The sequence below is a fragment of the Methylocaldum gracile genome (assembly GCF_053646815.1).
In genome coordinates this window covers 4,500,530-4,522,907 of sequence record NZ_CM132196.1, presented here as the reverse complement: position 1 = coordinate 4,522,907, position 22,378 = coordinate 4,500,530, and the positions used below count along the sequence as shown (strand labels likewise).

General features: G+C 59.9%; 22 protein-coding genes. 11 read left to right on the top strand and 11 right to left on the bottom strand.

Annotated features, from left to right (window positions below; genetic code table 11):
* The first annotated feature begins 52 nt into the window (after positions 1–52).
* Both ACWJJK_RS20050 and ACWJJK_RS20045 read left to right on the top strand, forming a co-directional pair.
* Positions 53–490, top strand: a complete 438-nt coding sequence (locus ACWJJK_RS20050) for a winged helix-turn-helix transcriptional regulator (RefSeq protein ID WP_168183797.1) — start codon at positions 53–55, stop codon at positions 488–490.
* A 152-nt stretch (positions 491–642) separates the two neighbouring features.
* On the top strand, positions 643–1,236 hold the full coding sequence (locus ACWJJK_RS20045) for an MAPEG family protein (RefSeq protein ID WP_077728702.1): 594 nt from the start codon (positions 643–645) through the stop codon (positions 1,234–1,236).
* A 101-nt stretch (positions 1,237–1,337) separates the two neighbouring features.
* Here the strand turns inward: ACWJJK_RS20045 and ACWJJK_RS20040 are convergent, their stop codons facing one another.
* The 4 genes from ACWJJK_RS20040 to ACWJJK_RS20025 all read right to left on the bottom strand — a co-directional run bounded on the left by ACWJJK_RS20040 (position 1,338) and on the right by ACWJJK_RS20025 (position 4,074).
* Positions 1,338–1,751 (bottom strand): YybH family protein, encoded by a 414-nt coding sequence (locus tag ACWJJK_RS20040; RefSeq protein ID WP_077728703.1) that lies wholly within the window; start codon positions 1,749–1,751, stop codon positions 1,338–1,340.
* A 225-nt stretch (positions 1,752–1,976) separates the two neighbouring features.
* The gene (locus tag ACWJJK_RS20035) at positions 1,977–2,414 is read right to left on the bottom strand and encodes a VOC family protein (RefSeq protein ID WP_077728705.1); all 438 of its coding nucleotides are present in this window, start codon (positions 2,412–2,414) and stop codon (positions 1,977–1,979) included.
* Between the two features lie 103 nt (positions 2,415–2,517).
* Complete coding sequence (locus ACWJJK_RS20030; RefSeq protein ID WP_454128418.1) at positions 2,518–2,931, bottom strand: hypothetical protein; 414 nt, start codon at positions 2,929–2,931, stop codon at positions 2,518–2,520.
* A gap of 15 nt (positions 2,932–2,946) precedes the next feature.
* Positions 2,947–4,074 carry a methyltransferase family protein gene (locus ACWJJK_RS20025; protein ID WP_454128417.1) on the bottom strand — a complete coding sequence of 376 codons (1,128 nt, stop codon included), beginning with the start codon at positions 4,072–4,074 and terminating at the stop codon, positions 2,947–2,949.
* Between the two features lie 149 nt (positions 4,075–4,223).
* On the opposite strand from ACWJJK_RS20025, the gene ACWJJK_RS20020 reads away from it, so the two are divergent.
* The 3 genes from ACWJJK_RS20020 to ACWJJK_RS20010 all read left to right on the top strand — a co-directional run bounded on the left by ACWJJK_RS20020 (position 4,224) and on the right by ACWJJK_RS20010 (position 7,668).
* On the top strand, positions 4,224–4,961 hold the full coding sequence (locus tag ACWJJK_RS20020) for a response regulator (protein WP_454128416.1): 738 nt from the start codon (positions 4,224–4,226) through the stop codon (positions 4,959–4,961).
* 6 nt (positions 4,962–4,967) lie between these two features.
* Positions 4,968–6,332, top strand: coding sequence for an ATP-binding protein (locus ACWJJK_RS20015; RefSeq protein WP_205781039.1), 1,365 nt, complete (start codon positions 4,968–4,970; stop codon positions 6,330–6,332).
* Between the two features lie 454 nt (positions 6,333–6,786).
* Positions 6,787–7,668: an AraC family transcriptional regulator gene (locus tag ACWJJK_RS20010; protein ID WP_156880550.1), complete on the top strand. Its 882-nt coding sequence runs from the start codon at positions 6,787–6,789 to the stop codon at positions 7,666–7,668.
* Between the two features lie 287 nt (positions 7,669–7,955).
* Here ACWJJK_RS20010 and ACWJJK_RS20005 read toward each other — a convergent pair whose 3' ends face one another.
* The 4 genes from ACWJJK_RS20005 to ACWJJK_RS19990 all read right to left on the bottom strand — a co-directional run bounded on the left by ACWJJK_RS20005 (position 7,956) and on the right by ACWJJK_RS19990 (position 10,498).
* Positions 7,956–8,906 (bottom strand): ketopantoate reductase family protein, encoded by a 951-nt coding sequence (locus tag ACWJJK_RS20005; protein WP_454129058.1) that lies wholly within the window; start codon positions 8,904–8,906, stop codon positions 7,956–7,958.
* 5 nt (positions 8,907–8,911) lie between these two features.
* Positions 8,912–9,307, bottom strand: coding sequence for an MAPEG family protein (locus ACWJJK_RS20000; protein ID WP_077728719.1), 396 nt, complete (start codon positions 9,305–9,307; stop codon positions 8,912–8,914).
* An 85-nt stretch (positions 9,308–9,392) separates the two neighbouring features.
* Positions 9,393–9,800 (bottom strand): GFA family protein, encoded by a 408-nt coding sequence (locus ACWJJK_RS19995; protein WP_086134036.1) that lies wholly within the window; start codon positions 9,798–9,800, stop codon positions 9,393–9,395.
* Positions 9,801–9,871: 71 nt separating this feature from the next.
* On the bottom strand, positions 9,872–10,498 hold the full coding sequence (locus ACWJJK_RS19990) for a haloacid dehalogenase type II (protein WP_156880544.1): 627 nt from the start codon (positions 10,496–10,498) through the stop codon (positions 9,872–9,874).
* Positions 10,499–10,900: 402 nt separating this feature from the next.
* On the opposite strand from ACWJJK_RS19990, the gene ACWJJK_RS19985 reads away from it, so the two are divergent.
* Positions 10,901–12,328, top strand: a complete 1,428-nt coding sequence (locus tag ACWJJK_RS19985) for a hypothetical protein (protein ID WP_156880542.1) — start codon at positions 10,901–10,903, stop codon at positions 12,326–12,328.
* Positions 12,329–12,380: 52 nt separating this feature from the next.
* Here the strand turns inward: ACWJJK_RS19985 and ACWJJK_RS19980 are convergent, their stop codons facing one another.
* On the bottom strand, positions 12,381–12,764 hold the full coding sequence (locus tag ACWJJK_RS19980) for a thioredoxin domain-containing protein (RefSeq protein WP_086134038.1): 384 nt from the start codon (positions 12,762–12,764) through the stop codon (positions 12,381–12,383).
* Between the two features lie 622 nt (positions 12,765–13,386).
* Here ACWJJK_RS19980 and ACWJJK_RS19975 point away from each other — a divergent pair.
* Both ACWJJK_RS19975 and ACWJJK_RS19970 read left to right on the top strand, forming a co-directional pair.
* Positions 13,387–13,698 (top strand): hypothetical protein, encoded by a 312-nt coding sequence (locus ACWJJK_RS19975; RefSeq protein WP_077728724.1) that lies wholly within the window; start codon positions 13,387–13,389, stop codon positions 13,696–13,698.
* A 112-nt stretch (positions 13,699–13,810) separates the two neighbouring features.
* Positions 13,811–14,158 (top strand): hypothetical protein, encoded by a 348-nt coding sequence (locus ACWJJK_RS19970; protein ID WP_454128415.1) that lies wholly within the window; start codon positions 13,811–13,813, stop codon positions 14,156–14,158.
* A 113-nt stretch (positions 14,159–14,271) separates the two neighbouring features.
* Here ACWJJK_RS19970 and leuA read toward each other — a convergent pair whose 3' ends face one another.
* On the bottom strand, positions 14,272–15,984 hold the full coding sequence (leuA, locus tag ACWJJK_RS19965; protein WP_454128414.1) for a 2-isopropylmalate synthase: 1,713 nt from the start codon (positions 15,982–15,984) through the stop codon (positions 14,272–14,274).
* Between the two features lie 635 nt (positions 15,985–16,619).
* On the opposite strand from leuA, the gene ACWJJK_RS19960 reads away from it, so the two are divergent.
* Positions 16,620–18,482: an FG-GAP-like repeat-containing protein gene (locus tag ACWJJK_RS19960; protein ID WP_454128413.1), complete on the top strand. Its 1,863-nt coding sequence runs from the start codon at positions 16,620–16,622 to the stop codon at positions 18,480–18,482.
* 291 nt (positions 18,483–18,773) lie between these two features.
* Here ACWJJK_RS19960 and ACWJJK_RS19955 read toward each other — a convergent pair whose 3' ends face one another.
* Positions 18,774–19,370, bottom strand: a complete 597-nt coding sequence (locus tag ACWJJK_RS19955; RefSeq protein WP_086134040.1) for a TetR/AcrR family transcriptional regulator — start codon at positions 19,368–19,370, stop codon at positions 18,774–18,776.
* Between the two features lie 114 nt (positions 19,371–19,484).
* Between ACWJJK_RS19955 and ACWJJK_RS19950 the strand changes: the two genes are divergently transcribed.
* Together ACWJJK_RS19950 and ACWJJK_RS19945 are read left to right on the top strand one after the other, a co-directional pair.
* Positions 19,485–20,162, top strand: a complete 678-nt coding sequence (locus ACWJJK_RS19950; protein WP_086134041.1) for a DJ-1/PfpI family protein — start codon at positions 19,485–19,487, stop codon at positions 20,160–20,162.
* A 39-nt stretch (positions 20,163–20,201) separates the two neighbouring features.
* Positions 20,202–22,352 (top strand): molybdopterin oxidoreductase family protein, encoded by a 2,151-nt coding sequence (locus ACWJJK_RS19945; protein ID WP_156880532.1) that lies wholly within the window; start codon positions 20,202–20,204, stop codon positions 22,350–22,352.
* Positions 22,353–22,378: the final 26 nt, after the last annotated feature.

Below are 22,378 nucleotides of genomic sequence, written 5' to 3'. Positions count from 1 at the left end.
AGAAACTACTGCAAACGCTTGCGTAACGCAAGCGTTGTTCTGGAGATTTGTCTTGCCCAAACTGTTATGCCATAGCGACAGCTCGCCCTGTCCGCTGGCCCATGCCCTGGACCTTATCGGTGATCGATGGACGCTCTTGATCGTCCGCGACCTGATGTTCCGCAACCTGCACGAATACAAAGATCTCCTCAATTCCTTCGAAGGAATTTCCACCAATATCCTGGCCGACCGGCTTCGCCGCCTGGTTCAGGCCGGCCTGATCAAATCCGTCGCGCACCCGGAAAGCAAGACCCGCAAGCTGTACTACCTGACGCCATCCGGCAAGGCGCTGATCCATGTCATGATCGAAATCGTCAAATGGTCCGATGAGCATGTGGGCACTGCCAAGATTCCGCCCGACGTCGCCGGTCAGTTGGAGGGGAACCGCGACGAATTTGTCAGGAAAGTTCTGGAGAAGCTGGAACGCTGGGAAGCCGAGCACTTGGCCTGAACCGTCTCCCGAGCCAAGCCGGCACTTGGCAAAGGCAATGCCATGTGCGAAAGTACAGCGCTTGCATAATACAAGTATTTAAGCTTGGGGCGCCTCGAAGCGTGGAGCGATGCGCCCCGAAACTATCCCGACCCGCAGCAAGGAGAGACACTATGACCAGCCCTTCCAAACGGCACGGACACCTTCAGACTGATTGGACAGTTGAGAAAATCCCCACGGATACACTGGTTAGAACATACATTATGGTCGGCATTATCGTCGCACTATTCGTTGCGATGCTGGTGGCGGCTATTCGGATGACGCCCGCTACTGCGGATGTCCACCTGAATCCCGGCATGTTGATTAAGCCAGTTGTTGCGCTTGCCGGCCTTACAGCCATGGTGACGGTACTGATGGTCGTATACAGAAACCTTGCATTCATCCGTGGCACGGCATCGGAGCGTTACTTCCGGACTTATGCGTCGACTGCGCCAGTGCCCGCCGAATGGATTGAACGTCCTGCCAGAGCGTATATGAACCTCCTGGAACTCCCCGTCCTTTTCTATGTTGTCTGTTTGTTCATGTTGACGACCGGCAAGTTCGACAATGTGCAGGTTGCTTTGGCCTGGATTTTCGTGGCAACGCGCTATGCCCATGCGGTTATCCATATCGGCTTTAATTACGTGCCGGTCCGGTTTGCCGCATTTTTTGCCGGGTTCATCACGCTTACGGTCATCTGGACTCGATTTGCGGCACAGAGCATATGAACCAACTGGGCACGATGTAGAAATACGCGCCGAACCGGAGTGAGCGCCGCCACAAGGACAAGGCCGCTCTTTTACGTTCATGTTTTCCGAGCCACGCCGGGTTAAGCATCATCGGTCTTCTCGGACGCCGCGACGGCCAGCAGGTTGGCGTCGCGAAAAACCCTCCAAGCCCCATCAGCTCCCTTGCGGAGAATGGTTAGCGTGTCGCCGGTCCGCTGTACCGGAACCCCCCCGTTTCGGGGCGTCACGGTAACCGATAGGCAGCTCCAGCAATAAGCCCAATTTTCCGAGATCTCGATCTCCCGAATCTCGCCCTCGACATGCAGGCGGTGGGTTTGCAGCACGTTGCGAAAGCCTTGTTCGAATGCCTGCCGGCCGCACATCGGAGCTTGCCCTGCGACCAGGAAAACGACGTCTTCCGACATGAGGGGCAGAATCTCGGACACCTGGCCGGATGCGGTAGCGCGATGCCAGGTCGTTATCAATTCGCGTATGGATTGCTCGTCGCGTGTCATGAATGGTTCCTTGCATTTTAAAAGCGGTCTGCCTGATCGCTGTCGCTCCTCGCCGGACGACACGGTCAGAGGCTGCGCCCGTCGAAGTGCTTGGTCGAAACTCGTGACCAATCGATGCCTTCGAGACAGCGGGCATTGATGGCCGCCATGGCGCGGCCCGAGGGGTCGGTGCCTTCGCCAAAGGTATGAATTCCACAGTGGCAACTGCCTTGGTAGGTCGTCGTTTCATTCCTTCTTGAAAGCCAGCGCCCGCCGGGCGATCTCGGATGGCTCGACATCCTCCACATGGGTCGCTATCAGCCAGTGGTTGCCGGCCGGGTCTTGGACGCCTGCCATACGGTCGCCCCAGAACTGATCGCCCGGTGCCATGAACGACGTCGCACCGGCATCCAGTGCCGCGCGATAGGTCGCATCCGTGTCGGGTACATAGAGATGAAGCAGTGCCGGTATACAAGGACGTCGTTCCATCGCCTCGCCCATCATCACGATCGAATCTCCGATTTTGACCTCGGCATGCATGACGCGCCCCTCGGCGTCATGAATTCTGATGCACTCGATGGCTCCGAATGCGGTCTTGAGGAATTCGATCAGCCGGGGGACGCCTTCCACGACTACAAAAGGCGTCACGGTATGAAAGCCGTCGGGAATCGGTTTAACGGTCATCTCTATCTCCTTCGCGAAATGGGTTCAGATTATCCAAAATGGTTCTTTTTCAGTGCGTGCGTGATGTTTGCCGGTCCCCTCCCTCTTTCCAAATGCGCGGAGGCTAATCGTCGAGCCCCGTACCATCAGTGTCATCGACAACCCGGCCAGCCACCCCGCTGCTGCTCACGGCGACATGGATGTTCTCGGGCAGACGTATGGACGTTCCGACTCCGGATATCTGGATGGATTGCACGGTCGCACCGGATAAAACGGTAATCCTGTGATTGACTCCGCTAACCCACAATGTCCTGATGGCGCTCCCGGAAGGCACCCGAACGGTATTGCCGTCTCCCGAGACGTAGAGGTCGAACAGGCTTGGATGTGAGGCCGATATGTCTTGTCTTGCTCCGGACACATTGACTGTCGCAATGTCGCCGTTTCCTGCCGTGCCGACCAAGGATTTGTCGGCGCAAGCGGACGCGATAGCCGCAAGCGCAGCCGTGACAACGAACCTTGCAAGACGATGCAACCTCATAACGAATCTCCGTGATTAAAACAAAGGGGTCGGAATATCGCCCCACACGACGTGGGCAGGGGGCGTTTCGATGGCGGTAACCTTGCCGGCGGCGATGTCGACTTCGACCAACAGCAACGAATCGACACCATAGGCCGATCGAACGATGTCCTTCCCGGCCGCGCGCTTCTCATGGATGCGCGCTTGGCTGAACAGGATCTTGTAGTAACGTCTGTCGAAGTTCGCCGGCGTGTGGTGGCCTCCTCGCCCCGGCTCGAGGTCGATCGGCAAGTCGGCCAGGTGCCAATCCCGAGGTACCACATGGACCACCAGCGGATCCGCGCCAAAGCGCGCCAGCAGCTGCGGAACCTCTGAGTTCTTGAGTGCGGTACGATAGGCCGCGAGCAGTTCCTCCTCGCTGAGCGGAGCAGGCGACAACACGGCGGCGCGGTTTGGGTAAACCGCCGTGATTTCCGATAGCGTATATTCCCGCAAACCGAATCCGATGAGCAACGCAGCGATGATGCTCGCGACGGCGCCCAATGCACCGAGTCCGATCCGGGGATGTCCGCCGCGATCCGCGGAATGCGGAATGAAAGGCAGAATCGGCGGGGTGCGGGCTTGGTAATCCCGGTAGGCTTGGCCGAACTCCGCTTCGCAGCGCCGCTCTTCCAGGGCGGCGAGATAGCGATACATGAACAGCATCGCCACGTATGCGATCAAGACGAGAAAGCGCGGCCACATCAGCAGGGTGCCCAGTCCAAGCAGCGCCAGCGCGGTATATTGCGGGTGGCGGCTGAAGGCATACAGGCCCGTCGTGACCAGTCCTTTTTGGCGGAACTTGTTCCAATAGAGCTGGCCCGCCGAGGCCAGGAACCATGCCGCTCCGATCACTGCGAAGACCCCGCCGATCCAGGGCAGCGCGTTGAGAACCGGACTCCGGGTCGTCGAAATATGGGGCAGAAAGAACTGGGTCAGCCAGGCCGTGGCTTCCCAACGGTTGAGAACATTCAAGGCCGGCCCGTACAAGGAGTAAAAATAGAGGGCGGCCGGACTGATCATGAACAGGATTTCGAAACCGATGACCAGGTAAACGATCCATGCGGTCGGCTTCAGCAGCCGTTTTGGGGTAGCGGAATTCTCGGGTCGAGACGGGGCGTTCATTGCTTGGGACCTCTCCATTTGAGTTGGATAACACGATAATCCCGATCGGTTACGGAACGGTTTCGCCGAGTGGCAGATTTGTAACGGCCGATTTCATTTGCGCCATCTGTTACCGAAAGTTACAAAGTTTTTCTGGAATGTTGTGAAGGATGTCTGACAATCCGCCCATGTCGAAGTCTCCGCGTATTCTGATCGTAGACGACGACCGCGAACTCCGCCAATTGTTGTCCGGGTTTCTCGCACGGCATGGTTATCGAGTGGATGCGGCGGCGGATGGACACGCCATGGCGAGAGCCATGGATGTCGCGCGTTTCGATCTGGTGGTGCTGGATTTGATGTTGCCGGGCGACGACGGCCTCGCGCTCTGCCGCCGGCTGCGGGCGACGTCGAATCTGCCGGTGATCATGCTCACCGCGCTCGCCGAGGAGACCGACCGCATCGTCGGACTGGAAATGGGTGCCGACGATTATGTCGTGAAGCCGTTCAGCCCGCGCGAACTCCTGGCCCGCATCAAGGCGGTGCTGCGGCGTACCGGTGGAGCGCCGAGCCATGCGTCCGACGGAGCCAAGACATTGGTCTTCGACGGCTGGCGGCTCGACCTCGCCAAGCGGGAACTGCATTCACCGGAGGGCGTGCTGATGCCGCTGACGAGCGGCGAGTTCGATCTCTTGGCGGCCTTCGCGGAACATCCGCAACGCGTCTTGAGCCGCGACCAATTGCTGGACTTGACCAAAGGGCGCGTCGCCGGCCCGTACGACCGCAGCATCGACGTACAGCTGAGCCGGCTGCGCCGCAAGATCGAGGCCGATCCCAACGACCCGACGCTGATCAAGACCGTGCGCGGCGGCGGTTATTTGTTCGTGCCCCGTGTCCTTCGCGAGAAGTGAGACCCAATGAGACTCTGGCCCGACAGCATCGCCGGCAGGATCGTTGGGCTGCTCGTCGCTGGGCTTGCTCTCACCATGTTGGCAAGCCTGTCGATCTTCATGCTGGATCTGTTCCACGGCAAGGGATGGAACGAGACTTTCCGAAACCTGCACCGTACCGCCGTCGTCGCCTCGGTGCTGAATCGGGTGTCCCCCGATTCCCGGCCGGCCTTGATTCCCGCCTTGAGCGAACCGGGCCTGTCGGTTGCCTGGCGGCCCGGAGAAACGCCGCCCGCCATGGCTCAAGACGCGATGACCCACCATCTGGCGCGCGATGTCCGCGTTCTTTCGGAGTCTTACGGGCTAGAGCGGGTCGAGGCCGGGTATCCGGCCGGCGCGCAGCGGCCGGCATTGGACTGGATGATGCCGGCACCGGGCCCTCTGCACGTTTGGGTGGCGCTGTCGGATGGCACCTGGGTGCAGTTCTCGATGGCAACCGAGCGTGTCGGCGCGCTTTCGACCTTGCGGCTGGTGCTGGCAATCGGCGTGTCATTATTCGGCATCATGGCGTTGGGGCTATGGGCCGCGCGCAAGGTGACCGCTCCACTGGCCCGGTTCGCCCTTGCCGCGCAACGGCTCGGCGCCAATGTGGATGTCCCGCCCATGAGCGAGACCGGCCCCAGCGAAATCCGCCAGGCCGCGGCGGCTTTCAACGACATGCAAAACCGCATCCGCCGCCTGATCGAAGACCGTACTTTAATGCTGGGCGCCATTTCCCACGATGTGAGAACCGCACTGACCCGGCTGAGATTCCGCACGGAATTGATAGTAGACCCCGCTCAACGCCGGAAAGCGGCCGCCGACCTGGACGAGATGGAATCGATGCTGACAGCGAGCTTGTCCTTCGCCCGCGACGATTCGGCGGCGGAACCTCCGACCGTTCTCGATCTGTCGGTACTGCTGCAAAGCCTATGCGACGATTTCGCCGACGCCGGAAAGCCTGTTTCCTGCGAAGGCCCCTTGCATCTGAAATATTCGGGCCGCCCGGTGTCGCTGCGCCGCGCCTTCGCCAACCTCATCGACAATGCCCTGACCTACGGGCGAGCAGCGGACGTGGTGCTGATCGATAGCGGCGACTGCATCGAGATCACCATCGGCGACCGCGGACCCGGAATTCCCGACGCGATGAGGGATCGGGTTTTCGTCCCGTTCTTCCGCCTGGAAGCCTCGCGCAGCCGCAAAACCGGCGGCACCGGGCTGGGGCTCACCATCGCCCGCATGGTCGTGCGCCGCCACGGCGGCGAAATTGCCCTGGCCGACCGACCGGGCGGCGGCTTGCTGGTGAAGGTGACTTTGCCCAAGGTGTCGTCCCCGGTTTTTGCCGGCCCCTGACTGACATCGGCGATTACAGATGTTGTAGGTCGGCAACCCTTTGCCGACAACGGCTCGATAACCGGATTCGCCTACGGCTACTATCAGTGGAAGCAATGGGGAAGAGCGGGTTACCGCGAACTGAGAAGATGCGGGGTCAGCGTCCGGGAAGCCTGGAACACCAGTAAATCGGCGCATGGCCCCTGGCGGCTTAGCAAGACGCCCGCTTTGACGCTGGCCTTACCGCGCCGTACCTTCCTTAACCTGGGGCTGCCGGAGCTGGCAGCATGAGATGGCCGTTATTCATCGAACCGCCGTGGTACCTGACCCGTATGCCCGGTGGTGTGGGAGGAGCGGTGCCGTAAGGCATCGCCCTATCCCGATTATGTGTCAACAAAAACGTTAGCTCCGCAAGATCTGTTATGCCCCTTCGTTCTTGGAACGATAGTCTCCTGAACGCCAAGGAGACGTTTCTTTGAACACTAACACAGCGAAGGTCCACGCTCGGTTCCGGAAGGTGCTTGAATACATTGATAACCACCTGGAGGACGAACTTTCCGTGGAAATACTCAGCGGTGTTGCGGCCTTCTCGAAATATCATTTCCACCGGCAGTTCTCTGAACTCTTCGGGATCGGTGTATACGAGTATGTTCAACTTTGTCGCTTGAAACGAGCCTCTTATCAGCTAGCATTTCGCAGCCACCGCCAAGTCATCGACATAGCTTTGGCCAGTGGCTACAAAGGGCCAGAGTCGTTCTCTCGCGCATTCAAAAAGAGCATCGGGCAGTCACCTTCCGAATTCAGGCGTCAGCCGCAGTGGAATCCTTGGTACGCGACCTATCAACGATTGAGCGAACTAAGGAGCAATCACATGAAATCGATAACGAACGGCGAGCAGGTCAAAATCGTCACCTTCAATGAAACCAAGGTCGCCGCGCTTGAACATCGTGGCGACCCACAACTGATCGGTAACTCAATACGGAAATTCATCGAATGGCGAAAGCATAATCATCTCTCGCCAAAGGTTAGTGCCACATTCAACATTCTCTACAACGACCCGGCAGAAATCGCCCCTCAGGATTATCGTATCGACATATGTGCAGCAACCGTTCACGACCTCGCCAACAACGAAGTCCGAATAGTGAGCAAAACCATTCCCGGAGGCAGATGCGCGGTGTTGCGGCACATCGGCTCCGATGACACCCTTCGAGATGCCATCCGATACCTTTATTCCGAATGGTTGCCGCAAAGCGGAGAAGAACCGAGAGATTTTCCGATGTTCTTGCAACGAATCCGGTTCTTTCCGGATGTGTCGGAAGGCGAGGCTGTTACTGACGTATTTCTGCCTATTTACTAGCTCACAGGATGCGCTGAACGAAGGGAAGCCCCCTTCGACCGCGCTCAGGATAGGCCCTTCGACTGGGCTCAGGACAGGCATTGTTCGCGATCGATGCGGTTCATGCCGGACCTCCCTATCCGGCACCCTGTGGGCGGCTCCGCCGTGCAAATTGGCCTCGCCACGCTACGCTGTCCCGCTTCGCTCGCGAGTCCGGGGCAGCCCGTCCCTGGCCTGCCCGCTCGTCGCGTTGCGCCTCGCCCTGCCGATTTGTCGTACCTCAGCGCATCCTATGAGCTGAAGCGCATTCACGCCGGTTCGCTTTTCTGGACGAACCGTTCCGCACGCGCCGACAAGGCGCGATAGACCTGTTCGTGGAGCGGCGCGGGAATTCCGTACTGGCGCGCCATTCCGACCACGGCTCCCGTCATCGTTTCCAATTCGGTCCGCCCGCCTTTTTCGAAGTCCATGTGCATGGACGATTTCGCACCATGGGGAAACGATGCGGCCTTGCCCAGCGAGAGCTCCCGGATGTCGGGCGGCAGACGAACGTTTTTCGCCCCGGCGACGCATTCGAGTTCGTCGTATAGTCCGATCAGGACCGCCTTGCTTTCGTCGTCGTCCATGAGTTCGCCGAGAGTTTTGTCGAAATAGGCCGTCGCGCTCGCGAAAGGCGAAACGAACAGATATTTTTCCCAGACCACGGCGTCGATGTCCCGCCGGTACTCGGCCTTGATGTCCGCTTTCCGCAGGAGCGCTTCGATCGCTTCGAAATCTCCGGCTGTTGCGCTCTCCGGGCCGAAAAACAGTTTGCACGATCCTCCGGCCTGGTGGACTACGCCTGGGGCAGCGAGGCGGGCGCCGATGTAGACGCAACCGTTGCAAATGCGCGCTTCGGGGAGAATCGCTTTCAAGCGTTCGGCGTTGTCGACGCCGTTGAGCAGCGTGATGATCGTGGTCCGTTCGTCGACATTGCCTTTGAGGGAATGCGCGCTGGATTCGAGATCGTAGGACTTGACGCAAAACAGGACTAAATCGAAGACCCCAAGCTCGGACGGATCGTCGGTGGCCACGTGAGGCCGCGAGGTAAAGCTTTCGTTTTCGGTAGTCAGACGAAGGCCGTGAGCCTGGATCGCCCTCAAGTTCTCGCCCCTGGCGACGAACACGATCTCGGGATCATTTCCAGCCGCGTAAAACCGGGCCAGCTTGCCGCCGTAATACCCGCCCACCCCGCCGATTCCGATGATGGCTATTTTCATTTCTTTCACGATGCTGTGCTAAGCAAGAGAGCGATTCCGAGGGCGAAACCGCCGAGGTAAGTACCCAAGGCTCCGATGATGCGAAGCGGATGGGGCCGGTTGAGATCGGCGGACATCAGCATGCCCGCCGCATGAAGCACTCGGCAGAGGGTGAGGGCGACTACCGTCCACTCGACCCATGCGCCGGCGCCAACGGTATTGAAGTAAAGAAAAAGAACGATCAACAGGGGCACGTACTCCGCGGCATTGCCATGCGCGCGAATGGCCTTGTTGAGGGGGCTCGACGGATCGGCATCCATGCCGATGAGCGTTTTGCTAGCCCCCTGACGCCCGGAGACATGAACACTCAGCAGAAAGTATAAGACGACGAGAAGACCAGATAGGTGTTCATGAAGCTGGATTCTCCTGAGGGCGTCGAACTGCCTGGTTTAGAACGGACGTACTGTGGTATGTCCTTTTTAGGTCGGAGCACGGAATGCCGGCTAATTAGTCATCCGGCGCAGCCAGCATGGATTGCGGCAAATGATCGGTGATGTCAAACCATGGCGCCTTGGAACCGACCATCACATGACGCATGGGTTTGCAGCCGGGATCGCTGTCGACCGTGCCCAATGCCAAACCGAAAGCTGCCGCCGAAGCCCGCATGGCAAGAAACTGCAGGGTCGAACCGCACACCTCGCAGAAAGTTCGCGTGATCTCGGGAGACGACGGGTAGTGTCCCAAGAACTCCTCCCCCTGGACCCACCGAAAATTTTGGACTTCGACATAGCCCCAGGTCGCGAAGGCTGCGCCGGTAGATTTTCGGCACATGGCGCAGTGGCAGTTACGCGCGAACTGAAGCGGGTTATCCATTTCATATCTGATCGTGCCGCACAGGCAGCCGCCGGTAATCATTCTGTGTCCTCGATAGGGTTGTTCGGTAGGGGAGCAACGGTGATGGTGCCAGCTGCTCGTAGAGCAAGACCTTACCGCAGGAGCGCGTCGGTCACGCCTTTCATGTCGGAGGCTACGATATCCGGTTTCTGAGCCAGCGGGAACAGGGGGATTCCCTGTCGCGCGACAAACGCGGCGTGCCATCCCGCCTGCATCGCGCCGAACACGTCCCAGGCATGCGCGGCGATGAGCCGTAGTTTGTTCGGCTTGGCACTGAGATGCTCGGCTGCGCTCCGATAGACCTGCAAATCGGGCTTGAAACGGTGTATGGAGTCCACCGAGATGGACTCCTCGAAATACTCGGTGAGCCGGGCGTTTTCCAGCTGTGCCTTGACGGCCGCTGGGCTCGAATTGGTCAGCGTGACCATTCGGAAGCCCGCGGCGCGCAAGCGTTCCAAACTGTCGACCATGTCCGGGTGGGGCGGGAGCGTCAGTATGCCTTGCAGAATACGCTTCTTGTCCTCGGCGGAGAGCTTGATTCCCTTGGTGTCAGCCAGCATGTCCAGCGTCGCTTTGCCGATCGATCCGAAGTCGGAGTACGCGTCGGTCAGGGACACAACCATCGAGTATTGCAAAAGAAGCGAAAACCACTCGTCCAGCGCGGCGCCGTTGCCGAACGCATGCTCGAATTGCGGCCGAAGCGCATTCAGATCCAGCATCGTCTGATGACGTCGAAGACCAGGATGCGAGGCTTCCGCTCGTCACCCGATCGCGGTCGTCGCTCTGCCTCATTGCGTGGGCGAGATACTTCCGAGTCACCACGGCCGGTCTTGGCGAAGACGTAAAGTGGGTTGGTCAGGATGAGAGGCCCGAGTGACGACGCGGCAAGCATAAATTTTCTCCGGGTGATGGACGAACTCATAGTTCTTGGTACCTCGAACGAAGGGTGGAAATTGGATGGGTCCGGTCCGTGTCGACCGACTGATGCGCATACGGCGCTTCACGTTAATTCTTGGATCCGATACGAATGGTCCGATCCTGAGTGTGTCCAAGATTATGCACCTTTTCTTCAATGGATTTTGCAGACCGCCTTTCAATCACACCTGCAGGGATGAAGTCGTATGGATAGCGATTACGGGACAAGGATTGGCCCGGCGACGGTGCTCAATGGCGTTATTCTTGTCCTGGCCTTACAGGCCCCCTCGCTCTTCGCGAGGACTCTCGGCATGGTAGCGGATGATGCTACACGATCAGTTACGGTATTCGATGCCGACACCGATACAGTGTTGGGCTCGGTAACGACAATCCCAGGTTTCAGTATCGGTGACGTTGTTATTACGCCGGATCAGACTCGGGGCTTTGTGACCAATTTCAACAGCGAGGTCTTCGTCATCGATTTGACCGCGTTGCCACCCCGACTTGCCGAAGGCCCAAACCCGATTCCCATTTCCAATCATGGCGAGGAGCTCGCGATCAGCCCGGACGGCAAGTTCCTGCTGGTGTGCGATTCCATTGATCCTCAACCGATCTCGGTCGTCGACATCGCCAGCCAGACCGAGATCCATACCTTGTTCGTGGGCTCTGATACCAGTTCGATCGAAGTCTGCAGCGATGGCTCGGTGCTGGCCGTATCGTATACGGACAGGAGGGTGCGCCGCCTCACCATCGATGGCGCGGGCCTGTTGAGGGATACGGGCGAGGGCCTGTCTCTCGGTTCCGATGAACCCAACAATGTCTTTTGCGCTCCGGGTGGCACGTCGGGCCTTGTCCTTAATGGCTTTCCTGCTGAAATTAAGTCGTTCACGATCCCCGGGCTAAAACAGGTCGACACACGACCGTTATCCGGTATACAGGGCGTTTCCGGCCTGGTGGATTTCGCAGGACGCCGGGTCTTTGCCAGAAGCGGCTTCGAGGGTCTCGTCGACGTCTTTGCGTATAACGCAGTTACCGCGGTACTCGGCGCCGAGCATCTGTTTTCAATTCCGGTTTCCAGTACGTTCGCATCGATCGGATGGGATCAGATCGCGCTGCATCCCTACAAGGGGAAATTGTACGTCTCGGAATACTATGCCAATGATGTCAAGGTGTATGACGCGCGCACCGGCGTCTTGCTGACTTCGATTACCGATCCCCACATTGTCCAGCCGTCAGGGATAGCCGTAGCCTCGGCAACGGACCCGTGCGCTGGCTCCCCACCCGCCGGAGCGATCGAGGGAACGGATGGCCCCGATGCGTTGCGCGGCACGTCGGGCGACGATGTCATTTCCGGCTTGGGCGGCAACGACACGATCGACGGCCGTGGCGGGGATGATCTGATTTGTGGTGGCGAGGGTAACGACCGGCTTCGTGGCGGTGCGGGTGACGATATCGTCGGCGGCGGTGGTGGAAACGACGCGATTTCGGGTGCCGGCGGCAACGATACGCTTCGGGGCGACGCGGGCAACGACGCCATTTTCGGCGGTCCGGGCAATGATCGAATCGACGGTGGCGCCGGTCGGGACTTATGCGCGGGCAATTCGAAGAATTCTTTCCAAAACTGCAATCCGTAAATTTGTCGGAGCCCCAAGTGAAAACCACCGCATGCCGTAAAAGGTCTGGCTTTTATCGGCAAGACCGGCGCACTTTGCGCCCTCCTCCAAATCGGGGAGGGCATTCCCATCGCGCTTTGGGCAGGCGATACAAACAGTGCTCACGGAGCGGATGGTTGGAGGGAAGCGCCGGGCGTTGAAACGTTTCCGCCACCCGCGGATCGGCGTTCAGCTGCGCAAACGGTTCAAGATCGGCGATACGCCATTGCCACAACCACTCGAGACGGTCATTGCCCCAGTAGCGGTGCGGACCGTAGACGAAGAAGGGCACTCCGAACAATCCTTCCCGTTGGCCGCGAACAACGCCTTTCAGCACGCGCCGCTGCGACGAGCGGTCGTCGGTGCTTCGGATGACGGCATCCGGTTCCAGCCCGCAGTGTTCCGCTATTAAAGCCAAGGCCGCCTTATTCCGATCGGGGCGGCCGGATTACAGTCACGCCTGTCAGGGAAGCTCTGATGAGCGCATTTTCCGATTCGGTGTCAGAGCGCCCGATAGGTAGGTCGGCAATCCTTTGCCGAGCCGATAAGTCGGCAAGGGATTGCCGACCTACGTTCTTCCCGCCCGACACGAAGCCGTACACCGGGATGAAAAACGCTCTAAGTTCTTCGACAGGCCTGTCCTGAGCTTGTCGAAGGGCCCAGGACAGGCCCTTCGGCTCGGCTCAGGACAGGCTTGTCGAACGCTCTCCTGAGCCTGTCGAAGGGGCATGAACGGAATCCACTGTTCAGAGCTTCCTCAGGTGGCTGAAAGCGTGCAGTAAGCTGACGGCCGCGAGTCGGATGGGCAACGGCTGCGTCAAGCGGCGTACGTAGAATTTCGTTGAACTCTCGTATCAAGCGGCCATCGAAAACTTGGACGATGAGCAAAAGGAGTTCGAATTAGTGTCCGTAAAATCCGGGCCAGCTCGGTTACGGAGCCCGGTTGGATAGGGTTCCGTAAAAAATCGGCATACTTTGATTTCTCTGGGATCAAATCGTCGTCATCATAATTATTGGATCATGAGAGAAGGAGTTCCATTATGAAGTCTTATGCATTAGCGGCTGTATTGTCATCGGTTATGGTTGCCGGGCCTGCAATGGCAGATAACGACTTCCGTGCGTTGGGCAAGGTGTCCAGCTTAAAACCGATGACCGAAGGGCAACTCTCTGCCGTCGAAGGCGGGACTTTGATACCGTTTAAGAAAGATAACGGTGGTAAGGTCAACGCTGGTAACGTTAACCAGAACATAGCCGTAACCACGATAACTGCGGTCAATCTAGCCCTTTTTAGTAAGGGCGGCGCCGATCAGACTATCGTGTCGGTCACGCAGCAGAGCATTGGCGGTAAATAACGAGAAGCCTCGGGCCCCTATCGAATGCTGATGAGGGCCGGAGAACCAGGCGGGGGAGCGGTCATGCGCTCCCCCGCTTTTTTACCTCGATCAGAAAATCATGAAGAGCCGGATGAAAAAATCATTCACACGGGGTGGTCTGTTATCGCTTGTGCTCTCATCCATAACCAGTGCCTATGGTCAATCCGAGTTTCGTGCCTTGGATAAGCCGTCCCGGCAAGAAACGGGTATTGCATCGTCAAGGCTGGACGACAGCGCGCTCGATCGAGTGGAAGGAGATCTGGATATTACGTCCGGCTCGGTTGATCCGGCATCGCAACAAGCCGCGATGCAAGCGGCGGTGCTTGAAAGAACAGTGATGGCGCATCGGTCCGTACACCGATTTTCAATTTGGCGTGCCGAGCGCAGTCCCGTCATGGAAGTCTTCCAATGGACGGAAACACGGGCACGCAGCGCATGAGCCAGCCAGACAACGCGCTGATTCGTCCGTGTAGCCTCTTTTTGGCAAAGTCCGTCCCTGGACTTTGCTCTCGTCCGACAAACGCCGTTCATCTCATTCCGCTTCCCGGCGAATCAAGCGACCTGTCGCACGGACTTTTCCAAAATGGCGACAACCTCTTCCCGTGCCTCGGGTTCGATGCCGTTGAGGCCGCGGTTCAGGGCGCTGACGATCGCCAGCACCGACGCCGTGACGATGTTGGCGTTTATGCCGGCGCCATAGCGGATGCCGGGAATGCCGTCGATCGCGACTTCGACGAAGGCGGCGGCTCTGGCGTCGGCTCCTTGTCCCATGGAACGTTCTTCATAGGATTGCACCCGCACCATTCCCCCGAAGGCGTGAGCCACGGCATCGATGGGACCGTTGCCTTCGCCGGTCAGCGTGATCCGCCGGCCGTTCGTCTCCAGCATCAGGCGAATTCCCTGAACCGCTCCATGCTCGAACAGATGATGCTCGAGATAGCGGATGGTCGTTGCCGGTCCCAGATATTCTTCGGAGAACATTCGCCAAAGCTCGTCCGGCATGACTTCGGCGCCGGTGGCGTCGGCATGCCGTTGCACCATGCCGCTGAATTCGACCTGTAGCCGGCGAGGCAGCACCAGTCCATAGGCCGACTCGAGCAGGTAGGCGATGCCGCCTTTCCCCGACTGGCTGTTGACGCGGATGATGGCGTCGTAGGAACGGCCCAAATCGGCCGGGTCTATGGGGAGGTAAGGCACTTCCCAGAATGTATCGGGCCGCTGATGGGCCAGGCCCTTTTTGATCGCATCCTGATGCGAGCCGGAAAAGGCCGTGAATACCAGATCGCCCACGTAAGGGTGGCGCGGATGGATCGGCAAGCGGATGCAGTCTTCCACGGTCCGCGCGATCTCGTTGATGTTCGAAAAATCGAGGCCCGGATCGATGCCCTGGGTGTACAGATTGAGTGCCAAAGTCACCAAGTCCACGTTGCCGGTCCGCTCGCCGTTGCCGAACAGACAACCCTCGACACGATCGGCCCCGGCCATGACCGCAAGTTCCGCTGCGGCGACCGCGGTGCCCCGGTCGTTGTGGGGATGGACGCTCAGAACGACGCATTCGCGCCGCGCCAGATTCCGGTGCATCCATTCGATCTGGTCGGCGTAGACATTGGGTGTCGCCATCTCCACCGTCGCCGGCAGGTTGATGATGACCTTGCGCTCCGGAGTCGCGCCCCAGGCCTCCACTACCGCGTCGCAGATGTCGCGGGCGAACTCGAGTTCGGTGCCGGTAAAGGCTTCCGGGCTGTATTCGAGCACCCATTCGGTGCCCGGATGCGCCTGCGCGAGTTCCCGAACCAGCTTCACGCTGGAAACCGCCATCGCGATGACTTCGTCGGGGCTCATGCCGAAAACGACTTCCCGGAACGGCCGGGCGGTCGCGTTGTAGACGTGGACGATGGCCCGGCGGGCGCCGTAGAGCGATTCCATGGTGCGACGGATCAGGTGTTCGCGGGCCTGAGTGAGCACCTCTATGGTGACGTCGGCGGGGACGTGTCCGCCTTCGATCAGAGTCCTGACGAAGTCGAATTCGGTCTGCGAGGCGGAAGGGAAGGCGACCTCGATTTCCTTGAAGCCTATATCCACCAGCCTCTTGAACAGGCGCATCTTGCGCTCGGCGTTCATGGGCTCGAACAGCGCCTGATTGCCGTCGCGAAGATCGGTGCTCATCCAGATGGGAGCTTGGGTGACGACCCGGTCGGGCCAGGTGCGGTCCGCGAGTCGGACCTTGGGAAAGGAACGGTATTTGGTGTTCGGCTGCTTCAACATGATCGGTGACTCCTGGGTTTTCGTCGGATGCGATGAGTGTCCATTGCGGCGACGGAAAGGCTGCCGGGCTGCCGCGAGCGCAAGGCCAGGCAACCGGGTTGAAGTCGAAGCAGGGGTAGGGCGGGCGTCAGGTGGTTCATGGTCGTACTCCAGGAAAAGGCGTCGTACGGACGCAGTTATCCCGTGAAGGGTGTTCAGTCGATCGAAGGAAAAAATGAGGTGAGTTATTTGCCCGCGCGGGGCAGCAGCAGACCGAGGCTCGGGGTAAGAGCCAGAAGAGGAGGGATGGAGGGCTGCCGTCGATTCATGGCTTCACGCTAACAGCTCGGTCGCCATGGTGTCAATACGAATTCCGCGAACCGCAAGTCGTTGCATGTGACGAAGCAAGCTTCTTGAAGGCAGCAGTTGCAAGGACAAGTGCGGTGCGACTATCCGGCGAACAGAGAAGTTCATTCCGAATGTGACATTGATCCAACTCCGCATTCCTCGCCTGACGGCCAAATCCGGATTCCATTGATCCGACCCAACCGCCCACGGATGGCATTAATTTCGCACACTCACCGATGCCCGGTAAAAACGCAAAAAAAACCGCGGCCTTCGTTCGATGATACCCATAGAGATAGGGAGTAACTCGTATGAAAAGCGTGGAAAACGGACCGGCCCGTTGGCGGCTCTCAAGCGAGGCCTTGAGTGCCCGAATCCAGCTTATGGTCCTGAAGCGCGGTCTCGGAGTCCTGGTCGGATTTTGGCTGGCGTCGGCTAACGCCGAGTCTCCCTATGTGCCCCTTATTCTGGATAACCCGACGCCCCAGAACGACGCCTACTTTGGCGACGCCGTGGCCGGTGCGGGGGATGTCAACCGCGATGGGATTCCCGATCTCCTGGTGGGGGCGTCCTGGCAAAACGCGGATGGCAACTATGCCCAAGGCCGGGCGTTTGTCTTCAGCGGGGCCGACGGCAGTCTGTTGCACATTCTCAATAACCCGACACCCCAGGCTGTCGCCTATTTTGGTCGAGCCATGGCTAGGGCTGGGGATGTCAACCGCGACGGGATTCCCGACCTCCTGGTGGGGGCGCCCTTCCAGGATGTGGGCAGCCACGCTGACCAGGGCCAAGCCTATATTTTCAGCGGTGCCGATGGGGCCTTGGTGTACACCCTCGATAACCCGACGCCTCAGGACGACGCCTACTTTGGCGATGCCGTGGCCGGTGCGGGGGATGTCAACCGCGATGGGATTTCCGACCTCCTGGTGGGGGCATCCTCGCAAGATTTGGGGGGCAATTTCGGCCAGGGACGGGCCTTTGTCTTCAGCGGGGCCGATGGGACCCTCCTTCAGACCCTCGATACTCCCCTGCCTCAGGAAGGTGCTCACTTCGGTTCGGCCGTGGCCGGCGCGGGCGATGTGAACGGCGACGGGGTTCCCGACCTCCTGGTGGGAGCGTCCGGGCAAACTGTAGCCGGCAATCGCGGCCAAGGCCGGGCCTTTGTCCTGAGTGGGATCGATGGCACCCTGCTGCACACCCTCGATGACCCGATAGTCCAGGAAAGTGCGCACTTCGGTGATGCTGTGGCCGGCGCGGGCGATGTGAACGGCGATGGCACCCCCGACTTTCTGGTGGGAGCTTACCTGCAAGACGTGGGTGGCAACGAGTACCAGGGACGGGCCTTTGTCTTCAGCGGGGCCGATGGGACCCTCCTTCAGACCCTCGATACTCCCCTGCCTCAGGAAGGTGCTCACTTCGGTTCGGCCGTGGCCGGCGCGGGCGATGTGAACGGCGATAGCAAATCCGACCTCCTGGTTGGAGCGCCCAGGCAAACCGTGGGCGGCAATGCCCATCAGGGGCAGGCCTTCATCTTCAGCGGGGCCGATGGCATCTTGCTGCACACCCTCGACCATCCGACGCCCAAGGATGATGCCCACTTCGGTCAGGTACTGGCGAGCGCGGGGGATGTCAACGGCGACGGCAAAACCGACCTCCTGATCGGTGCCTGGAACCAAAGCGTGGACGGCAATCCTGGTCAGGGTCAGGCCGTGCTCTTTGTCAGCCGGCCGACGACGCCCGTGTGCTTCGGCATGCCGGCGACGATTGTCGGCACTGCGGGCAATGATGTCTTGCGGGGAACGCCGGGCAACGACGTCATCGTCGGCCTGGCCGGCCACGACGTGATCGACGGCCGCGGCGGCGATGACCTGATCTGCGGCGGCGACGGCAACGACACGCTCCGTGGGGGCACGGGTAACGATAAGCTCAGTGGCGGCGAGGACAACGATATCCTCTGGGGCGGCGCGGGCGATGACCTGCTCGAGGGCGGCCCCGGTCGAGACCGGGCCAGCGGCGGTTCAGGCAACGATATCCTTCGGGGCGGAGAGGGGGACGATATGCTGAATGTCGTGGACGGTGCCGGTGGCAACGACATCGCCGACGGCGGCTCTCATGTCAACGGCGATCGTTGCGCCGCCGATAACCGGGATACCGTGCAAAACTGTAACCTGTAATGTCGCCATAGGTCGACAAGCCGTGGCCGATAGATCGATTATGTCGGAAACCGATTCCGCACCTACTAACCCTTTTCCACCGAGGGAGGGACTTTGCATCCTCCGGTCTGGCATAGCGGTGGACGGCATTCGGACGCCTGAACCAGGATACCGCCAATCGTCGCGCTTCTCTTGAAGCCAGCACTCGGAGGGCTGACCAATGGTCTCTTTGGACGCCTCGGTCGCCGCTCGGTTTTCCGCGGTGTCTCTTCCCTAGCCGTCGCCTACCCGATTCCGGCGCTCGAGTAGGTTCTAAGCGGTTGATCCGAACGGTTCCCCATCCAAAAATTCGAGCAAGGTGCGCGCTTCCTCAGCCACTTCAGCATTGCCCGTCATTTGGGCGCGCACGATGGCGCCGTCGATGATCAGCAGAGCCAGTTCCGCCGCGTCGTTTGCCGAGCGTCCCGGCCGCTCCGGGATCATCGTTCGGACGAAATCCCGCAGTTCCCGCTTGTGATCCGCCGCGATCCGGCGTTCTTCCGCCGAATCCTCGCTCAGTTCCGCGACCGTATTGATGAACGCACAGCCTCGGAAGTCGGGATCCGAGAACCATTCCTTCAGGGCATCCGCGATGATGCCGAGGCCTGGCGAAGTTTGGGATTCGGCCAATTCCCGCACGCGCCGGGTAAACCAATCCATCCAGAATCGATGGCGCCGTTCGAGAAACGCGATCACCAGGTCTTTTTTGGACGGGAAGTGGCGGTAGAACGACATCTTGGCGACGCCCGATTCGGCGATGATGCGATCGACGCCCACGGCGCGGATGCCGTATTGGTAGAACAGCCGTTGCGCGGTTTCCAGGATGCGGTCGCGTGCCGAGGACGTAATAGGCGTGGCGTCTTGAGTCATAAGAGGTTTTGAAAGCGTTTACGGGATTATTGACAGAATGGTCTGTCTCATCAATGCTGTAGACAGATCTGTCTACATGGCGGATTGCTCCTCGACCAGCACAAGGAAACGACCATGAGTTACACGTTTAAACCCGGTTTCCGATTAGGCATTTACATCTGCAAGGATCTGGAAATCGTCGACTTCGCAGCGCCCTATGGCGTATTCTCGGTCGCCCGGCGATTCGATCCCGAGCTGGAGGCTTTCTTCATCGCCGAGTCCTTGCGTCCGGTGCAGGCGCAGGCCGGCTTTACGGTGCTGCCCAACTATTCCTTTGCGGACCGGCCCGACATGGACGCCTTCCTGATCCCGGGCGGTTTCGGCACGCGGCAGGAAATCAACAACGGGCATCTGCACGAGTTCATCCGCGGCTTGCCCGAGAGAACCCTGCTGGTTTCGGTATGCACCGGTTCCTGGATTTACGCCAAGATGGGGCTGTTGGACGGAAAAGCGGCGACCAACCGCAAGGAGCCCGATCGCGTGGAACAATCCCCGTCGGGCAAAGTGCCCATCGACCGCCTGGCCGAGCTGGCCCCGGCCTGCCGCATCAGCCGGGCGCGGGTGGTCGACGCCGGACGGATCGTTACCGGCGGCGGCATCAGTTCGGGCATGGAAGTCGGATTTCACCTGCTGCGCCGGGCCGGGTACGGCGAAGATTTCATCGCGGAGGTGGCTCGGGTCATGGAATACAGCAAGGCTTACGATGTGTACGCGACGGACATCGAGTATGACGATTCCCATGCGTCATCTTGATTGAAATTTGTATAAAAACGATTGACCGGAGGAGAAGAAATGGCAGCTGCCAGCGAGAAGAAAACCGTATTCGGCGCGTGTCCGCACGATTGCCCGGACACCTGCGCGATGCTCTACGAAGTCGAAAACGACCGGCTGGTCAATGTGCGCGGCAATCCCGATCATCCGCTAACGCGGGGCGGCCTTTGCACCAAGCTCAAGGATTTCCACGACCATCACTACAATCCGGAGCGCGTGCTGTATCCCTCGCGCCGCGTGGGGCCGAAAGGCTCGCGCCGGTTCGAGCGGATTTCCTGGGACGAGGCGCTGGACGAGATCAAGACCCGCTGGACTGCCATCATCGACGAGTACGGCGCGGAAGCGATTCTTCCCTACAACTACCTGGGCAACCAGGGCACTCTTCAGGGCCTGACCGTCGGCGATGCGTTTTTCAACAAGCTGGGCGCGAGCGTGCTGGAAAAAACGTTCTGCGCGAGCGGTTCGTCCACCGCCTGGCTGCTCACGGTCGGCCCCACCGGCGGCGTTGATCCGGAAAGCTTCGCCAAGTCGAAATACATCGTCATCTGGGCCTGCAATTCGGTCAGCACCAACCTGCATCACTGGCATATCGTCCACGAGGCGCAGAAAAACGGCGCCAAGGTGGTGGTGATCGACGCCTACAAATCCCGCACCGCCAAGCAGGCCGACTGGCATCTGGCCCCGAAGCCCGGCACCGACGGCGCGCTGGCCATGGCGATGATTCATCAGATCATTGCCGAAGATTTGCTGGATCGCGACTATATCGCCCAATACACGATCGGATTCGAGGATCTGAAGGAGAGGGCGGCGCGCTACACGCCCGAGTACGCAGCCGAAATCACCGGCATTCCCGCCGACGACATCCGGAAGTTGAGCCGCGAATATGCCACGACCCAGCCCGCGGCGATTCGCATAGGCGTCGCGCTGGAGCGTCATCACGGAGGCGGGCAAACGATCCGCGCGGTGTGCTGTCTGCCGGCCTTGACCGGGGCCTGGCGACACGTGGGCGGCGGCTTGCTGCAGATGCCGGTCTGGGAATTTCCGATTCACTGGGATCGGGTGTGCCGGCCGGAATGGATCAAGCCGGGGACCCGCGTGATCAACATCCTGAAGCTGGGCGACGCGCTGACAGGGCGCATGCCGCTCGCGCCGCCGGTCAAGTCCCTGATGGTCTACAACGCCAACCCGGTGTCGCAGGCGCCGGAAACCAACAGGATCGTCGAGGGCCTGAAGCGCGAGGATTTGTTCACGGTGGTCAGCGAGCACTTCATCACCGACACCGCCGCCTACGCGGATTTGGTCCTGCCCGCCGCGATGGCGGGGGAAATGGACGACATCATGTGGTCCTGGGGCCACCTCTATTTGACCCTCAACCAGAAAGCCGTCCCGGCCTCGGGCGAAGCCGTACCCAACACCGAATTGTTCCGGCGCCTGGCAAAAGTCATGGGATTCGACGACGAACAGTTCACGCGCAGCGATCGCGAGATGATCGAACACTACGTCGACTGGAATGCGCCGCAGCTTCGGGACATCGACCTGGCTTATCTGGAGCGGCGCGGTTACGCCCATATCCGAGGCGGCAAACCGGAAACCTCGGCGCCGCACGCCGAGGGCAACTTCCCGACGCCCTCGGGAAAGTGCGAGTTCAAGGCCTCGGGCGCCGCGCAGGGCAATTTCGTCGGCGCCGTTTTCCGGCAGATGTACGAAAGCGGCCAAGGCGCGGAACCGATCGACGACTTGCCCGATTACGTGCCCTGCCGCGAGCGGCCGGAGAGCGATCCCGAGCGGGCGAAACGGTTTCCGCTGAATATCCTTTCGCCCAAAAGCCACGGCTTTTTGAACTCCTGTTACGCGAACGAAGAGCACAAGATTCGCGCCCAGGGCGAGCAATTCGTGCTCATCAACCCGGCCGACGCCGAACCGCGCGGCATTCGCGAAGGGGATAATGTGAAGGTATTCAACGACCGCGGCGAATTCGAAGCCGACGCGCGGGTTACCGAGGATACCCCGCCGGGCGTGGTGGTCGCGACTCTCGGATACTGGCGGAGCCGCAATCGCAGCGACGGCTCGGTCAATGTGATCAGTTCGGCCGCCTACTGCAACTTCGGTCATGCGCCGACGTTCTCGGACAATCTGGTCGAGGTGCGGCGGGCGGATGTCCGGCTCCAATAGCGAGCAGGATCCACGTCCGGATCATC

What these genes read in the sequence shown, in the direction of transcription:
- ACWJJK_RS20045 (WP_077728702.1), top strand. Translation starts at nt 643, where the DNA reads ATGACCAGCCCTTCCAAACGGCACGGACACCTTCAGACTGATTGGACA.
- ACWJJK_RS20040 (WP_077728703.1), bottom strand. Translation starts at nt 1,751, where the DNA reads ATGACACGCGACGAGCAATCCATACGCGAATTGATAACGACCTGGCAT.
- ACWJJK_RS20035 (WP_077728705.1), bottom strand. Translation starts at nt 2,414, where the DNA reads ATGACCGTTAAACCGATTCCCGACGGCTTTCATACCGTGACGCCTTTT.
- ACWJJK_RS20030 (WP_454128418.1), bottom strand. Translation starts at nt 2,931, where the DNA reads ATGAGGTTGCATCGTCTTGCAAGGTTCGTTGTCACGGCTGCGCTTGCG.
- ACWJJK_RS20025 (WP_454128417.1), bottom strand. Translation starts at nt 4,074, where the DNA reads ATGAACGCCCCGTCTCGACCCGAGAATTCCGCTACCCCAAAACGGCTG.
- ACWJJK_RS20020 (WP_454128416.1), top strand. Translation starts at nt 4,224, where the DNA reads ATGTCTGACAATCCGCCCATGTCGAAGTCTCCGCGTATTCTGATCGTA.
- ACWJJK_RS20015 (WP_205781039.1), top strand. Translation starts at nt 4,968, where the DNA reads ATGAGACTCTGGCCCGACAGCATCGCCGGCAGGATCGTTGGGCTGCTC.
- ACWJJK_RS20005 (WP_454129058.1), bottom strand. Translation starts at nt 8,906, where the DNA reads ATGAAAATAGCCATCATCGGAATCGGCGGGGTGGGCGGGTATTACGGC.
- ACWJJK_RS19995 (WP_086134036.1), bottom strand. Translation starts at nt 9,800, where the DNA reads ATGATTACCGGCGGCTGCCTGTGCGGCACGATCAGATATGAAATGGAT.
- ACWJJK_RS19990 (WP_156880544.1), bottom strand. Translation starts at nt 10,498, where the DNA reads ATGCTGGATCTGAATGCGCTTCGGCCGCAATTCGAGCATGCGTTCGGC.
- ACWJJK_RS19985 (WP_156880542.1), top strand. Translation starts at nt 10,901, where the DNA reads ATGGATAGCGATTACGGGACAAGGATTGGCCCGGCGACGGTGCTCAAT.
- ACWJJK_RS19975 (WP_077728724.1), top strand. Translation starts at nt 13,387, where the DNA reads ATGAAGTCTTATGCATTAGCGGCTGTATTGTCATCGGTTATGGTTGCC.
- ACWJJK_RS19970 (WP_454128415.1), top strand. Translation starts at nt 13,811, where the DNA reads ATGAAAAAATCATTCACACGGGGTGGTCTGTTATCGCTTGTGCTCTCA.
- leuA (WP_454128414.1), bottom strand. Translation starts at nt 15,984, where the DNA reads ATGTTGAAGCAGCCGAACACCAAATACCGTTCCTTTCCCAAGGTCCGA.
- ACWJJK_RS19960 (WP_454128413.1), top strand. Translation starts at nt 16,620, where the DNA reads ATGAAAAGCGTGGAAAACGGACCGGCCCGTTGGCGGCTCTCAAGCGAG.
- ACWJJK_RS19955 (WP_086134040.1), bottom strand. Translation starts at nt 19,370, where the DNA reads ATGACTCAAGACGCCACGCCTATTACGTCCTCGGCACGCGACCGCATC.
- ACWJJK_RS19950 (WP_086134041.1), top strand. Translation starts at nt 19,485, where the DNA reads ATGAGTTACACGTTTAAACCCGGTTTCCGATTAGGCATTTACATCTGC.
- ACWJJK_RS19945 (WP_156880532.1), top strand. Translation starts at nt 20,202, where the DNA reads ATGGCAGCTGCCAGCGAGAAGAAAACCGTATTCGGCGCGTGTCCGCAC.